This window comes from Ammoniphilus soli (assembly GCF_040813775.1).
In genome coordinates, this window is the sequence record NZ_JBEGDL010000001.1 from 249,933 (window position 1) to 264,423 (window position 14,491).

The 14,491-nt window shown below is 45.3% G+C and carries 14 protein-coding genes; all 14 read left to right on the plus strand.

What is annotated here, in order from left to right:
- Positions 1 to 11 precede the first annotated feature (11 nt).
- Positions 12 to 683 (plus strand): RsfA family transcriptional regulator, encoded by a 672-nt coding sequence (locus ABLT31_RS01390; protein ID WP_367747904.1) that lies wholly within the window; start codon positions 12 to 14, stop codon positions 681 to 683.
- A 211-nt stretch (positions 684 to 894) separates the two neighbouring features.
- Positions 895 to 2,229 (plus strand): acetyl-CoA carboxylase biotin carboxylase subunit, encoded by a 1,335-nt coding sequence (locus ABLT31_RS01395; protein ID WP_367749333.1) that lies wholly within the window; start codon positions 895 to 897, stop codon positions 2,227 to 2,229.
- Positions 2,230 to 2,254: 25 nt separating this feature from the next.
- On the plus strand, positions 2,255 to 2,467 hold the full coding sequence (locus tag ABLT31_RS01400) for an acetyl-CoA carboxylase biotin carboxyl carrier protein subunit (protein ID WP_367747907.1): 213 nt from the start codon (positions 2,255 to 2,257) through the stop codon (positions 2,465 to 2,467).
- Between the two features lie 38 nt (positions 2,468 to 2,505).
- Positions 2,506 to 3,396, plus strand: coding sequence for a hydroxymethylglutaryl-CoA lyase (locus tag ABLT31_RS01405; protein ID WP_367747910.1), 891 nt, complete (start codon positions 2,506 to 2,508; stop codon positions 3,394 to 3,396).
- 43 nt (positions 3,397 to 3,439) lie between these two features.
- The gene (locus ABLT31_RS01410; RefSeq protein ID WP_367747913.1) at positions 3,440 to 4,996 is read left to right on the plus strand and encodes an acyl-CoA carboxylase subunit beta; all 1,557 of its coding nucleotides are present in this window, start codon (positions 3,440 to 3,442) and stop codon (positions 4,994 to 4,996) included.
- A gap of 76 nt (positions 4,997 to 5,072) precedes the next feature.
- A complete protein-coding gene (locus ABLT31_RS01415) occupies positions 5,073 to 5,987 on the plus strand; it encodes a ketopantoate reductase family protein (protein ID WP_367747916.1) in 915 nt (304 codons plus the stop codon).
- A gap of 16 nt (positions 5,988 to 6,003) precedes the next feature.
- A complete protein-coding gene (locus tag ABLT31_RS01420) occupies positions 6,004 to 6,408 on the plus strand; it encodes a DUF3397 family protein (protein ID WP_367747919.1) in 405 nt (134 codons plus the stop codon).
- A 135-nt stretch (positions 6,409 to 6,543) separates the two neighbouring features.
- Entirely contained in the window at positions 6,544 to 7,104 is a 561-nt protein-coding gene (locus ABLT31_RS01425) for a helix-turn-helix domain-containing protein (protein WP_367747922.1), read from the plus strand.
- A 175-nt stretch (positions 7,105 to 7,279) separates the two neighbouring features.
- Complete coding sequence (gene bshC / locus ABLT31_RS01430) at positions 7,280 to 8,899, plus strand: bacillithiol biosynthesis cysteine-adding enzyme BshC (RefSeq protein ID WP_367747925.1); 1,620 nt, start codon at positions 7,280 to 7,282, stop codon at positions 8,897 to 8,899.
- A gap of 21 nt (positions 8,900 to 8,920) precedes the next feature.
- A complete protein-coding gene (locus tag ABLT31_RS01435) occupies positions 8,921 to 10,186 on the plus strand; it encodes an adenosylhomocysteinase (protein WP_367747928.1) in 1,266 nt (421 codons plus the stop codon).
- Positions 10,187 to 10,323: 137 nt separating this feature from the next.
- On the plus strand, positions 10,324 to 10,755 hold the full coding sequence (gene mraZ, locus ABLT31_RS01440; RefSeq protein ID WP_367747931.1) for a division/cell wall cluster transcriptional repressor MraZ: 432 nt from the start codon (positions 10,324 to 10,326) through the stop codon (positions 10,753 to 10,755).
- A 13-nt stretch (positions 10,756 to 10,768) separates the two neighbouring features.
- Positions 10,769 to 11,701, plus strand: coding sequence for a 16S rRNA (cytosine(1402)-N(4))-methyltransferase RsmH (gene rsmH / locus ABLT31_RS01445; RefSeq protein WP_367747934.1), 933 nt, complete (start codon positions 10,769 to 10,771; stop codon positions 11,699 to 11,701).
- Positions 11,702 to 11,727: 26 nt separating this feature from the next.
- A complete protein-coding gene (gene ftsL, locus ABLT31_RS01450; protein ID WP_367747937.1) occupies positions 11,728 to 12,105 on the plus strand; it encodes a cell division protein FtsL in 378 nt (125 codons plus the stop codon).
- A 25-nt stretch (positions 12,106 to 12,130) separates the two neighbouring features.
- A complete protein-coding gene (locus tag ABLT31_RS01455) occupies positions 12,131 to 14,386 on the plus strand; it encodes a penicillin-binding transpeptidase domain-containing protein (protein ID WP_367747940.1) in 2,256 nt (751 codons plus the stop codon).
- Positions 14,387 to 14,491: the final 105 nt, after the last annotated feature.

Genomic DNA, 14,491 nt, shown 5'->3' on the forward strand with positions numbered 1-14,491 from the left:
GGGATTCAAAAATGACAGCAGCTAGACAAGATGCTTGGACGCCTGATGATGATTTGTTGCTGGCGGAGGTGACCCTGAGACATATTCGCGAGGGCGGCACTCAGCTGGGAGCGTTTGAAGAAGTAGGAGAGAAGCTAGGACGCACGGCAGCGGCATGTGGTTTTCGATGGAATAGTTTTGTGAGAAAAAAGTATGAAGCGGCTATCCAAATTGCTAAGGCTCAACGCAAGCAGCGGAAGCAGTCGCAAAGATTGAAGCCGTCTGTACCCGTTGCCACAGGGCTTGAGGAAAGCGCGATGTCTTCGTCTACGGCTAGTCAGGTTGTTTCTAGCACCCCTTCTACTCCTGTATATGCCAGTTTAGAAGACGAACTGTCATATGATGCCGTCATCCGTTTCATAAAGAATCAAAAGGATTTAAGTAAGAGAGTCAAGCAATTGGAGAAAGAAATTGAGGAAAAGGATGCAGAGCTTCTTCATCTTCGAGAAGAAAACCATAAAATGAGCAAACAGCTTAACCATGTGCAAAGCGATTATCAAGTGGTAAACGAAGATTACCGCACACTCATTCAGATCATGGACCGGGCTCGGAAGATGGCACTTCTTACGGAAAATGAAGATCTGGATTTAAAGCCTAAATTCAAGATGGATGCTAATGGAAACCTAGAACGTGTCGATACTTAACCAAGGGAATGCGCTGAGCCATTCCCTTTTTTTTTTATGTCAGAGCGGCTACCTTTGTCATATTCTTTGGATAGGAGAAGGGTCTTCCTGAATTTATCCAACTGCAAAATATTTTTAAAAAAACGTAAAGTCTGAAAAGGAATTTTATAAAACCTTGTAGAAGTATAATTAATTAGAAAAATTTTCTTGGTTTTGGGGTGAGTGAATGATCATTCAAAAAATATTAATCGCTAATCGTGGGGAGATTGCTAGGCGAGTGATCCGTACATGCAAAGATAGGGGAATAGCAACAGTAGCTGTTTTTTCAGAAGCGGATCGCGACATGCCTTTTGTGCGGGAAGCGGATGAGCGCTTGCTCATCGGACCGCCTCCTGTTGCCCAGAGCTATCTGAAAATGGAAGAGGTTATAAAGGCAGCTAAACAGACAGGGGCTCAAGCCATTCATCCCGGCTACGGATTACTATCGGAAAACAGTGTATTCGCCCAACGCTGCGAAGAAGAAGGAATTATATTTTTGGGACCAAGTCCAAACGTTATCAAATCCATGGGCGATAAGATTGAAGCAAGAAAGATTATGGAAAAAGCAGGAGTTCCGGTCGTTCCAGGATACAGCGGGAACATCGACTCTGCCGAAGAAGCCTGCAAGATAGCGACTCAGGTTGGTTACCCCGTTATGCTGAAGGCAAGTGCTGGAGGCGGCGGCATTGGCATGCAGCTATGCTATAGCGATGAGGATATTAAAAAGGCTTTCCAATCGGCACGAGGACGCGCTAAAGCCTATTTTGGAAGCGATGCCATGTTTATTGAGAAATATATTGAACACCCTCACCATATTGAAGTACAAATTGCCGGGGATGCGCATGGGGGTGTCATTCACCTGCTAGAAAGAGAGTGCTCCGTGCAGAGGCGTCATCAGAAGGTCATTGAAGAAAGCCCTTCTCCATTCCTTGATGAAGCGACAAGAGAAGCGGTTTGCCAAGCCGCAATCCGGGCGGCTCAAGCGGTTTGTTATACGGGAGTAGGAACGGTCGAATTTATCATGGGTAAAGACAGATCCTTTTACTTTTTGGAGATGAATACCCGCTTACAGGTGGAGCACCCCGTAACAGAAGAGATTACCGGAATCGATTTGGTCGGTATGCAAATAGATATTGCAGAAGGAAAGCCTTTGCCCGCTAAGCAGGAGGAGATAAAGGCGAAAGCTCATGCTATAGAATTGAGAGTATACGCTGAGGATCCGAAGACATTCCTTCCTTCACCTGGAAAGATCCTTGCTTACGAAATGCCTTCTGTAGCAAACCTGCGCATTGATGATGGCGTGGAAGCTGGGTCTGATATTACTCCGTACTATGACCCGATGATAGCCAAAGTGATTTTAAGCGGAAAAACAAGGGATGAAGCGATTGATCGTGCACTGAATGTCCTTCAAGGAATAAAAATAGAAGGGATTAAAACCAATGTTCCCATGCTGAAACAGGTGCTTGAGCATGAGAGATTTCAAAAAGGGGACTACGATACGACATTTGTCCAAACTTATCTGAAATAATCTTACGAAAAGGGGAAGGTAAAAAATGAAAGAAGTAGCAGCTAGCATGGCAGGGACTATTATTAATGTATTGGTGGCAGCAGGAGATCAGGTCTCTGCCGGTCAGGACGTGATTGTTCTTGAGTCTATGAAGATGGAAGTGCCCATCGCTTCGGAGCAGGACGGGAAAGTGACGGAAGTAAAAGTGAATGTGGGGGATTTTGTAAACGAGGGAGACGTCATTCTCGTGTTGGAGTAATTCTTGCTTATTTATTTGCAGAGAAAAGGGGGGTTGTAATGGAACCCATTAAAATTTTTGAAGTTGGACCGAGAGACGGCCTACAGAATGAACAAGAATTCATTTCAACAGAAGACAAGGTTCAATTGATTTCCCTATTAGCTCAAGCGGGAGTTTCCCATATCGAAGCAACCTCTTTTGTCCATCCGAAGTGGATCCCGCAGCTGGCCGATGCGAAGGAAGTAGCTAGCCGCCTCCCTCAGGCAGAACGGGTTCACTACAGCGCTTTGGTACCAAATATCAAGGGGTTAGGGGGAGCAGCGGAGGCAGGGCTGAGGGAGATCGCTGTTTTTATGTCTGCCAGTGAAACGCATAATCAAAAAAACATCAATAAGCCCATTGGGGAAACATTTCCTATCCTGCAAGAAGTCGTGGAAAAAGCCGGAGCTAAAGGGATGAAGGTACGCGGCTATGTTTCTACCGTTTTTGGCTGTCCCTATGAGGGGGAGGTCTCCATTGAATCGGTTATTAGAGTCACTGGGGAACTCTTGAGCATGGGAGTTTATGAAGTGTCCCTTGGGGACACGATTGGTGTAGCTACACCAAAGCAAGTAAAAGAAAAGCTGGAAATACTTATTCAGCATTTTCCAACGGAACGGCTTGCTGGGCATTTCCATGATACGAGAGGTACGGGCTTGGCCAATGTATACGCCTCATTGGAGGCGGGACTCCGTACCTTTGATAGTTCGATAGGCGGGCTTGGGGGATGTCCCTATGCTCCAGGAGCTTCAGGGAATATTTCTACAGAAGACTTGGTATATATGTTGGAGGGAATGGGGCTTTCCACGGGGATTGATCTGGAAAAGCTGGTGAAGGCCGGCTCTTTCATGCAGGAGCGCCTGGGCAGGAAGCTTCCTTCCAAGGTTCTGGCTGCTTCTCTGGCGCAATGAAAGAAAGTTAGAGCTTCACAGACACATGAAGGGGGAGGAACGGATGAGTACATTGGATTCGGCGAAAACGCTAAATGACATTTTAAAGGAAAGAATCGCGCAGGTAGAAAAGGGCGGAGACGATAAATATCACGAAAAGCTAAAAGAACAAAATAAACTGTTTGTCCGTGACCGGTTGAATCTGTTTTTTGATAAGGGCGAGTTTCAGCTCGAAGACGGATTAATGGCCAATTTTTTGGCTGGCGATCTTCCAGCAGACGGTGTAGTGACGGCAATAGGCAAAGTAAATGGGCAAACCGTTTGCGTGATGGCCAACGATTCAACGGTAAAGGCCGGGTCATGGGGAGCACGGACGGTAGAAAAAATTATCCGCATTCAAGAGACCGCCGAGAAACTTCGCGTTCCTATGGTGTATCTGGTGGACTCTGCTGGAGCAAGAATTACGGATCAGATTGAAATGTTCCCTGGACGCCGTGGAGCGGGAAGGATATTTTACAACCAAGTGAAATTTTCCGGCATGATCCCGCAGGTTTGTATTTTGTTCGGGCCTTCTGCCGCTGGAGGGGCCTACATTCCTGCTTTTTGTGATATCGTCATTATGGTAGATAAAAATGCAAGCATGTATCTAGGCTCGCCGCGGATGGCAGAAATGGTCATAGGGGAAAAAGTAACGCTAGAAGAAATGGGCGGAGCCCGCATGCATTGTACGGTCAGCGGATGTGGCGATGTACTGGCTGCTAGTGAAGAGGAAGCGATCTCTTCTGCGCGTCAATACCTTTCTTATTTTCCTGCCAACTTTGCTCAAAAGCCACCTATTAGCGAATCAAAACCGGTCAAGTCGGATGCAAGGAGCCCAGAAGACATTGTACCCGTGAATCAAAACGCTCCATTTGATATGTATGAATTCATTCATTCCATTATAGATGAAGGTTCTTTCTATGAAATTAAGAAATTATTTGCTGCCGAGCTTATCACATGTTTAGCGCGCATCGATGGCAGGGTGGTAGGCATTATCGCCAATCAGCCGCGGGTAAAAGGCGGAGTTTTATTTGTGGATTCCGCCGATAAATCCGCAAAGTTTATGCAGCTTTGCGACGCGTATTCTATCCCGCTGCTGTTCCTAGCCGATGTTCCTGGATTTATGATCGGAACAAAGGTGGAGCGGGCAGGCATTATTCGTCATGGAGCTAAGATGATCTCTGCTATGGCGCAAGCCACTGTTCCTAAAATTTCTGTTATTGTAAGGAAAGCCTACGGAGCAGGATTATATGCTATGGCTGGACCTGCGTTTGAGCCGGATTGCTGCCTGGCTTTGCCTACAGCCCAAATTGCAGTCATGGGACCTGAGGCTGCGGTAAACGCAGTATACAGCAATAAGATCAATGCCATTGAAGATCCGAAGGAACGCCAGGATTTCATTATGCAGAAGCGCAAAGAATACCAAGAGGATATCGATGTCTACCGACTGGCTTCCGAGTTGATCATAGATGGTATTGTAAGCGGATCTATGCTTCGGCAAGAGCTGATCCATCGATTTAAAGCTTATGAAAGTAAAAACATGATTTTCTCCCATCGAAAGCATCCGGTTTATCCGGTATAATGGGAGAGGGGCTGTCCCTGCTTGAGGGCCGGCCCTTTTTTGTTTAGCGGAAAGTAACGATTAGCGGGGTGTAACTATGAAAATCGGGATTCTTGGCGGTGGTTCGATCGGATTGCATTTGGCGGCTCAGCTCAAGATGGCTGGAAAGGAACCGGTGGTTATCTGCCGCCAGAGGCTTCAAGCTGAAAGCATTCGTTCAAACGGACTAACCTATAGCAGATTGGATGGATCAATGGAAAACCTAAAAGTCCATGCTATCCATATTGAAGAGACAATCCCTTTTGATTGGGTGTTCTTGACCGTAAAGCAGCCTCAAATCGAGTCTGCTATCACTTATCTACATAGATTAGGGGAACGCTCTTTTTCCCTGCTTTGTTTTCAAAACGGAATAGGCCACGAAGAGGCAGTGATGGAGGAATTGCCAGAGATTCCTGCTTATTTTGCAGTAACGACGGAAGGTTCCTGTAAGGAAGGCTTCACCTCTGTTCGCCATACTGGCCATGGGGCAACTTGGATCGGAAAGTGGAAGGCTCCTGTTTCTGCCGACCCAAAGGTTGAAGAGTTGCTGGGTTTGTTTGAAAGAACTGATCTTCAAATCATTCCAGAAGATAATATCCGAGAACGAGTGTGGAAAAAACTAGTCATTAATGCGTGTATTAACCCATTGACAGCACTGCTTGGTATTAAAAATGGAGAATTGCTGGAATCTCAATATACTCTTGATGCCATGACGATGCTTTTCGAGGAAGCAAAAAGGACGGCAGTATTAGAAGATATAAAAATAGACTCCCAATTTATGCAGGAAATTGTCACAGTTTGTAGAAATACTTATGGAAATAAATCATCTATGCTACAGGATATAGAGGCAGGCCGGATCACAGAGATTCAGTATATTAATGGTGCGATTGAAAGAATAGCTGAGAAGCACGGGAGCAGCGTGTTCTATCATTCTCTGATCGTCCGTTTAATTCAAGCGAAACAGCAAAAGTGATAAGGGGGAGCGGCTGATGGAAGTCATTTCAAAACTATTGGCTGGAATTGTGACCGTACCAGTATTCATTCCATTTGCCGCTTTTGTTGCGGTATATTTTCTGTTTTCTTTATGGAAGAAAAAAAGCAAAAAAGAGTCCTTAAATTTGGCTGCGAATGTGACAACCTTCTTTCTTATTACAGCGGTATTCTTCATGCACGGACTCATTAAGACGGAAGATTCAATATCCGCTTTTTGGTGGATTCTTGCTTTTTTTCTTTGTACCGCGGGACTCATTGCTTGGCTTCAGCACAAAGTGAAAGGCAAGATCGACCCTCTCAAGATGCTTCGTGCGGTATGGCGATTGGCCTTCGTTATTTTTACAGTGGCTTACTTTTTCTTATTTTACTCTAGCATCAATTACTTTCTGGACCTTACGTAAAGATCCCTACACGTCAAGCTTAATGTTCTCAGAATGTTCACAATGAGGAGCAGGGATGAAACCCCCAGGTGTGGAAATTAAGCAAGAGCAGAAAAAAATTCGATGTGTATGATAGTTTAGGGGAGTGGGGGAGCCATGAAGCTACCGATTGAAAGGATTGGGGGAAAAATTAGGAGTCTTCGGAAGAAGCAGGCCCAAACGCTGGAGGACTTATCTCAAAGTACGGGACTGTCTAAAGGTTTGCTCAGCCAAGTGGAAAGGGGGATTTCACAGCCCTCATTAGAAACGCTCTGGAAGATTACGAAAGCTTTAGATACCTCTATTGTTCATTTTTTTGAGGACGTTGCCCATACTCAGGTGCATGTTGTTCGCAAGGAAGAGCGAAACCAAATCCTGTTTCCCGGCACTACGGGAACTTGCTATGTTTTGGGGCATACAGATAATACGAAGCTGAGAATGCTGGAGATTGTCTTAAATCCTGGGGAAATGATGAAGGACCATTTTTTAAACCGTGAAGGGGAACAGTGTCTAGTAGTCACAAGGGGAGAACTTTTCCTTAGGATTGGGGAAGAAGAACTCGTCTTGCATGAAGGCGACAGTTTGTTCTTAGACAGCACCTTAGCCCATTCTGCCATAAACAATACGGATCGGCCAGTCACCTACATTTGGTCGGTAACTCCTTCGAAGTATTCATAAATAATAGCGGAAGCCTTGTATCTTTGGGTTGGGGATGCAAGGCTTTTTTGCGTTGCTCCATTTTCATCTAAAGCAAATGTGTTAGGGAGTGGATGTTCGGGTGGTGGTTCCTTGAAAATATGTTAAAATGAAATTTGTATCATTTGGAAATACTCATGGTGGAGGAGGGATCCCTTTGCTGTTGGAGGAAACGAAGGCTTTCTTTGGAAGCCGCATAGTCGAAGATTATGTTTCCGCCTTTGATCAAGTGCAAGATTTTTTCGTGCATGACCCTTATCGGGCTTCGTCCTGGAAAAGCCGAAGGGAATGGTTGTTTCAGCACCCTCTGCCTCATCGGGAACAGTTGGCAGAAGGCTTGCGGGTCTACAATCTCTCCTTGGAAAATCACCAAGCGGTCATGCTGAATATAGAAAAGCTGAAACAGGAAGATTCATTTGTTGTCATTGGGGGACAACAAGCGGGTGTGTTAACAGGACCGTTATATGTGATATACAAGGCGATCACGCTGATTAAGCTGGCTAAACAGCAAGAACAAGAGACAGGAAAGCCGGTAGTTCCTGTATTCTGGATTGCTAGTGAGGATCATGACTATGATGAAGTAAACCATGTCTATGTTTCGGCTTGGGAAGAAGCAGTTGAAAAGCTTCAACTCGAATTTAGCGCGCCTCAAAGGGCGTCTATAGCTCATTTGTCCATTGGCAGCGATAGTTTCGAAAAGATGATTCATGACTTTTTTTCGCGATTACCAGACAGTACATACCAATCGAACCTAAAAGAGAAGCTTCTGGAAGTCTCTAATTCCGTAAGCAAAATGAATGATTTCTTTGCCAAGATTATGGCTTGGTTATTCGGAGAATATGGGCTTGTGTTGGTAGATTCCGCAGATCCTTTTGTCAGAGAGTTGGAAAAGCCTGTGTTTGCCTCCTTTATTAAGAATGACATAAGCAAGGAGCTTGCTCAGGTGCAGGAACGCCTGCTTTCCCGAGGGTTTCATTCTCAATTGAACATTCAAGAAGAACTGGCTCACTTCTTTGTTTACGAGGAAGGAGAGCGTCAATTGATGGTGAGGAAAGGAGGCTGCTTCCAGGCGAAAAACGGCGGGAAATTATATGAGCCGGAAGAGCTATTGCGCCTTCTTGATGACAGCCCATGCTCCTTTAGTGCTAATGTGGTCAGCCGGCCCATCATGCAGGAATGGCTTTTCCCTGTATTGGCTTTTGTTGGGGGGCCCGGGGAGATCGCTTACTGGGCGCAGTTGAAACCCGCTTTTGAGAAGATGAATATGCAAATGCCAATCGTTTTCCCGCGGATGTCTTTTACTATAATGGAGAGAGATGTTCAAAAGCATATGGAATCTTTCCAATTAACTTTAAAAGATGTTTATGAGTACTGGGAGGAAAAACGAAAAGTTTGGATCGCAGAGCAAATATCGGTGGATTGGCAGCAAAGCTTTAAGGATCTCAAAATCGGCTTGCAAGAAGTCTATATGCCTTTCTTGGATCAGCTGATTCAAAATGAGCCTGGAGTAAGGAATCTAGGGGAAGCGAATTGGAAGAGAATCATGTCCCATGTTGAGTTTTTGCAGAGAAAGACGGAAGAAGCCATCGAAATTCGACACCAGTCTAGCCTAAAGCATTGGGAGCAAATTCGCCAAGCCTTGTATCCGATGGAAAAACCGCAAGAAAGAGTTTATAATGTTTTTGGTTATCTTAACAAATATGGTCAAAACTTCATCCGAGATCTTATGAATCAGCATATATCGTTTAAACCCGTGCATATCCTTATTTACATATAAACCCTAATAGGAGGAACATAAATGAGTACAACGAAAAAAGAAAGTATCGTCAAGGATATGTCGCTTGCCCCTAACGGTCATTTGAAGATCGATTGGGTGAAAGAGCATATGCCGGTATTAAATCGCATTCGAGAAAAGTTTGAACAGGAAAAGCCGTTTGCCGGTTTAAAAGTTGCGATCTCCCTTCACTTGGAAGCAAAAACGGCTTACCTTGCTAAAGTGGTTCAGGCTGGCGGAGCTGAGGTTACCATCACCGGAAGCAACCCCTTGTCTACCCAGGATGATGTGTGTGCGGCTCTGGTTGAAGATGGCATTCAGGTGTTTGCGAAATACAACCCAGCCCCTGAAGAGTATAAGTCTCATCTCATTAAAACTTTAGAAACCAAACCGGATCTCATTATCGATGATGGAGGGGATCTAGTAACTATCCTTCATAGTGAGAGGCAGGATTTGGCCGGACAGGTGCGCGGCGGAGCGGAAGAAACAACAACTGGCATCCTGCGCCTGAAGGCTCTTGAGAAATCCGGGGAATTGAAATTCCCGATGGTTGCTGTTAACGATGCTTTCTGCAAATACCTATTTGATAATCGCTACGGAACTGGACAATCCGTGTGGGATGGGATTAATCGAACAACCAATTTGGTTGTTGCAGGGAAGACTGTGGTGGTTGTCGGTTATGGATGGTGCGGCCGAGGTGTGGCTCTAAGAGCAAAAGGATTAGGGGCAAAAGTGGTCGTGACGGAAATCGATGCCATAAAAGCGGTAGAAGCCTATATGGATGGCTTTGAGGTCATGCCGATGGCAGAGGCAGCGAAGGTTGGAGACTACTTTGTCACCGTTACAGGGAACAGAGACGTCATTCGCGGGGAGCATATCGAAGTGATGAAAGAGGGAGCGATCCTCTCCAATGCGGGACACTTTGATGTGGAGATCAATAAGGTAGAGCTTGAAGCCTTATCAGTATCAAAGCGAGTAGTGCGAAAAGATATCGAGGAGTATCAATTAAAGGATGGAAGAAAAATTTATCTTCTAGCCGAGGGAAGATTAGTCAATTTAGCTGCAGGCGATGGCCATCCGGCAGAGATTATGGACATGACGTTTGCTTTGCAGGCGGTATCTTTAGCTTATGTTAATGAGAATTATAAAGAGTTAGGGAAGCAAGTTGTCAATGTTCCTTATGAATTGGATGAACAGGTTGCTCGTTATAAGCTGGAAGCATTGGGAATTTCAATTGATCAGCTGACAAAGGAGCAAAAAGATTACCTGGATAGCTGGGCGGAAGAATAAAAGAATAGGTATAGGCCGTGTGAAAAAAATTCCTGCCGGTTAGCAGGAATTTTTTTTTGCTTTCGCGAATACTACAACAGAGTGGGACAAAGTGGTGTAAAGTGGGGGATTTGTGGGGAGAAGTGGGGTGAATAAACATGTTCATGGGGGAATACCAGCACAACATCGATGAAAAGGGGAGAATTACAATTCCTGCGAAGTTTCGAGAAGCGCTGGGCGAAAAGTTTGTCATGACCCGTGGACTGGATAAATGTTTATTCGTTTACGCCATGGATGAATGGAAGCTGCTGGAGGCAAAGCTTAAATCACTTCCCTTTACCCGTTCTGATGCCCGAGCCTTTACGCGATTTTTCTTTTCGGGTGCCACTGAATGCGAACTAGATAAGCAGGGAAGGGTAAATATACCAGGATCTTTACGGCAACACGCCCATTTGGATAAGGATTGCATTGTCCTTGGCGTTTCCAATCGGGTAGAAATATGGAGCCGTGAGCTGTGGGAAACCTATTTTGAGGAGTCTGCAGAATCCTTCAATGAGCTTGCAGAAAAAATTGTAGACTTTGATTTGTAAATGAGGTGATAAAATGTTCCACCACGTCACGGTAATGAAAGAAGAAGCAGTGGCAGGGCTGCGTGTTCAGCCTAATGGAGTATATGTGGATTGTACCTTAGGAGGAGCAGGGCATAGCGAGAAGATTGCGGCCCAGTTATCCGATGAAGGAAGGCTAATTGCTATTGACCAGGATGATTGGGCTTTAGATAATGCCCGGTTACGCCTTGGTTCTTATGGACAGAAGGTCATTTTGGTGAAAAGCAATTTTCGAAGAATCGCTCAAGTCGTACAAGAAGCAGGGCATCCGCAGGTCGATGGCGTACTTTTTGACCTGGGTGTTTCATCTCCTCAACTGGATGAAGGAGAGCGAGGATTTAGTTATCACGCCGATGCCCCGCTGGATATGAGGATGGATACAAGTCAAGAATTAACGGCAAAGCATGTTGTCAATGAATGGGATGAGAAGGAACTTGCACACATCATTTATCAGTATGGGGAAGAGAAGTTCTCCAGACAGATTGCCCGTGAAATCGTCAAAGCAAGACAGACCCAGCCTATTGAGACTACAGGGGAGCTCGTTGAGCTCATAAAAAAAGGGATTCCAGCCCCTGCACGGAGAACGGGGGGACATCCCGCGAAACGTACCTTTCAAGCGATAAGAATTGCTGTGAACGATGAATTGAATGCTTTTAAGGAAGCTCTTCATGATGCGATTCGCATTCTTCGCCCTGGCGGAAGGGTTAGTGTCATTACCTTCCACTCTTTAGAAGACCGCATCTGCAAGCAAGTGTTTCAGGAATATAGCGGGGGCTGTACGTGCCCGCCCGATTTCCCGCAATGTGTTTGCGGAAATCAACCAACGATCCGAATTGAAAATAGAAAGCCAATCTTACCCGGAGAGCTGGAATTATCAGAAAACAACAGATCTCGTTCAGCCAAGTTGCGAATTGCTGAGAAGCTATAATAAATGAGACTAAGAGGGGGATAAACTTGAGCAGGAACCACTACGGAAATTTGGCTGTTCAGCTAAACCAGGAAAGAGTGCAACAAAAGGTAAGGGAACCCAAGCAGGCTGCAAAAGTAACGGTACGTTACGGCATTCCATTGGAAGAGAAGCTGCTGTATCTCTTAAGCGTTATCGTCATTGTTTGTATTTCTGGGTTTATCCTCTCGAGATATGCGTTGATCTCCCAATATAATTACGAAATCGAAAAAACGAAGGAAGCCGCAATTCAAACCCAAGAACAGAATTCGAGTCTGAAGCTTAAGGTGGATGAATTAAGCAAGCGGGAAAGAATATTGGATATCGCACAAAAAGAGCTGGGGATGACAACAAAAAATAGCACAGTGCGGGTTTTGTCCCACTAACGAGCAAATTGCGGAGGGGAGAACCATGACAGAAAGAAGGATTAAGCTTCGCACGCGGTTCTTGGGAGTAGCTTTTACTCTCTTATTTTTTTTGTTAATGTTTCGGCTGTTTTATATTCAAACGGTCAAAGCGGACTTATGGGTAGAGAATGCGCAAGCCCAGTGGGAGCGAAACGATACGCTGCATCCTAAACGCGGGACCATCTATGATCGAAATGGTGAGGTTTTGGCGTATACTTCAAAAGCCTATACCGTTATAGCGAAACTGAAGCCTTGGGATAACTCGGATAAGCACTATATTCAAAACTCGCTAGAAACGGGACAAAAACTAGCTCCCCTATTAGGAATGTCGACGGAAAGGATCGTTAAACTAATAGAAGAAGGACGAGAGTCAGAGAGAACCCAGGTGGAGCTTCGTCCAGGCGGTTGGAAAATTGATGAAGATAAAGCCAAACAAGTCCTTGAGCTTAATCTTCCGGGAATAATCCTTTATCCAGAAACGAAGCGATACTATCCAAATGATGCTTTTGCTTCGCATGTTGTCGGTTATACGGATTTAGACGGGAAAGCCATCATGGGGATTGAGAGACTGTTTGATGAAGAGCTTCAGGGGAAGGAAGGCTCCTATAAAGTGCTAAAGGACCGGAAGGGGTTTAAACTGCCAGACGGGATTGAAAGCTTCAAGCCAGCACAAAACGGAAATAACATCTACCTGACGATAGATTATCAGATTCAGAATTATGTGGAAGACGCGTTAAATAAGATTACGCAGCAATATAAGACCAAAGGAATTTCTGTCATCGTTGCGGACCCCAAAACGGGGGAAATCTTAGCGATGGCAAACCGTCCGCAATTTAATCCGAATGAATACAAGAATATCACCAATTGGACGAATTTTGCCATCAGCAGTACCTTCGAGCCTGGGTCTACCTTTAAAATCGTGACCTTGGCTGCAGCCATTGAAGAAAAGGCTTATCGCAATAATGAAACTTATTTATCCGGGACATACCGCAAGATTCCCGGGCCGCCTATCCGTGACCATAATGCCGGTAAGGGATGGGGTACCATCAGCTTTCTACGTGGGGTGCAAGAATCAAGTAACGTGCTGTTTACTATCCTTGGCTATGAGCGGTTAGGAAAAGATAAGTTTTATGATTATCTTGAGAAATTTGGCTTTGGACAGAAAACGGGCATCGGACTACCCGGAGAAGCTGCCGCTGACCTGAAGGATTTAAATCGCTTATATCCCCGGGACGTGGCTTCTATGACGTTTGGGCAAGGGGTGGTTGTAACATCCATTCAACAGGTTGCAGCCGTTTCAGCGATCGCCAATGGAGGCGAGCTCCTTAAACCTTACATTATTAAGGAAATTCGGGACTCTCAAACCGGCCAAGTCATACAAAAGCATGAGAAAGAAGTAGTTCGGCGAGTAGTGTCGGAAAACACGGCGAAACAAGTCCGCGACATCCTGGAAACCGTTGTAACGGATGGAACAGGGCGATATTACTACCTTGATGGTTACCATGTCGCAGGAAAGACGGGTACAGCGCAAGTCGTAGGCCAGGACGGCAGTTATTTATCCAACAAATATATTTATTCCTTCATTGGCTTCGCTCCGAAGGATGATCCGGAATTCCTTGTTTACGTTGTTGTGGATCAGCCTGAGATCCCTGATGCGAACTTTGGAGGGCGGGATGTGGCCTCTCCGATCTTTAAGCATGTGATGCAAAACAGCTTGCAATACAAGAAGGTTTCCCCCGATGCGAATAAACAGCCGATTGCGGTAAGCAAAGCGAAAGACTTGATTATTCCGCACTTGGTTGAGCAAACTCCTACGGTGGCAGCGCAGCTGCTTAGAGACGCAGGGTTAAATGGTGAAGTATTAGGAGCCGGAACGAAAGTGGTAAGGCAATATCCGGAATCAGGGCAAACGATCATGCCGGAGAGTAAGGTTTATCTCATTACGGATAATTTAGAGGAAATCCAAATGCCAGAGTTTACTGGGATGACGCTTCGGGAGGTTCTTGAGTTTTGTAACATCTTAGGGTTGAAAGTGGATCCTGAAGGAAAAGGGTACGTTACGAATCAAAGCATCCCGCCAGGCACAGTGACTGCTCAAGGAGAAACGCTGAAGATTCAATTAAAGCCGAATTCGCCATCTGAATTAGATGAGCTGCCTGAAGCGGAAGGCAATACCGAAGAAAAGGGCACGCAAGAAACAGAAGGTGAAGAACAGTCTCAGCAAGAGGAGAGATCTTCATCTACAAACTTTATGAACTAAATGGGGAGATAGGACGTGTCAAGCGTTCTATCTCTCTTCTTTTTTGAATAGGGTTTAGGGAGACAAGTTATGGACGAAGAAATACTGGGAAACGGGGGTTGAAGG

Bases quoted from the DNA above. Each gene is read 5' to 3' on its own strand.
- ABLT31_RS01390 (WP_367747904.1), top strand. From the start codon at position 12: ATGACAGCAGCTAGACAAGATGCTTGGACGCCTGATGATGATTTGTTG.
- ABLT31_RS01400 (WP_367747907.1), top strand. From the start codon at position 2,255: ATGAAAGAAGTAGCAGCTAGCATGGCAGGGACTATTATTAATGTATTG.
- ABLT31_RS01405 (WP_367747910.1), top strand. From the start codon at position 2,506: ATGGAACCCATTAAAATTTTTGAAGTTGGACCGAGAGACGGCCTACAG.
- ABLT31_RS01410 (WP_367747913.1), top strand. From the start codon at position 3,440: ATGAGTACATTGGATTCGGCGAAAACGCTAAATGACATTTTAAAGGAA.
- ABLT31_RS01415 (WP_367747916.1), top strand. From the start codon at position 5,073: ATGAAAATCGGGATTCTTGGCGGTGGTTCGATCGGATTGCATTTGGCG.
- ABLT31_RS01420 (WP_367747919.1), top strand. From the start codon at position 6,004: ATGGAAGTCATTTCAAAACTATTGGCTGGAATTGTGACCGTACCAGTA.
- ABLT31_RS01425 (WP_367747922.1), top strand. From the start codon at position 6,544: ATGAAGCTACCGATTGAAAGGATTGGGGGAAAAATTAGGAGTCTTCGG.
- ABLT31_RS01435 (WP_367747928.1), top strand. From the start codon at position 8,921: ATGAGTACAACGAAAAAAGAAAGTATCGTCAAGGATATGTCGCTTGCC.
- mraZ (WP_367747931.1), top strand. From the start codon at position 10,324: ATGTTCATGGGGGAATACCAGCACAACATCGATGAAAAGGGGAGAATT.
- rsmH (WP_367747934.1), top strand. From the start codon at position 10,769: ATGTTCCACCACGTCACGGTAATGAAAGAAGAAGCAGTGGCAGGGCTG.
- ABLT31_RS01455 (WP_367747940.1), top strand. From the start codon at position 12,131: ATGACAGAAAGAAGGATTAAGCTTCGCACGCGGTTCTTGGGAGTAGCT.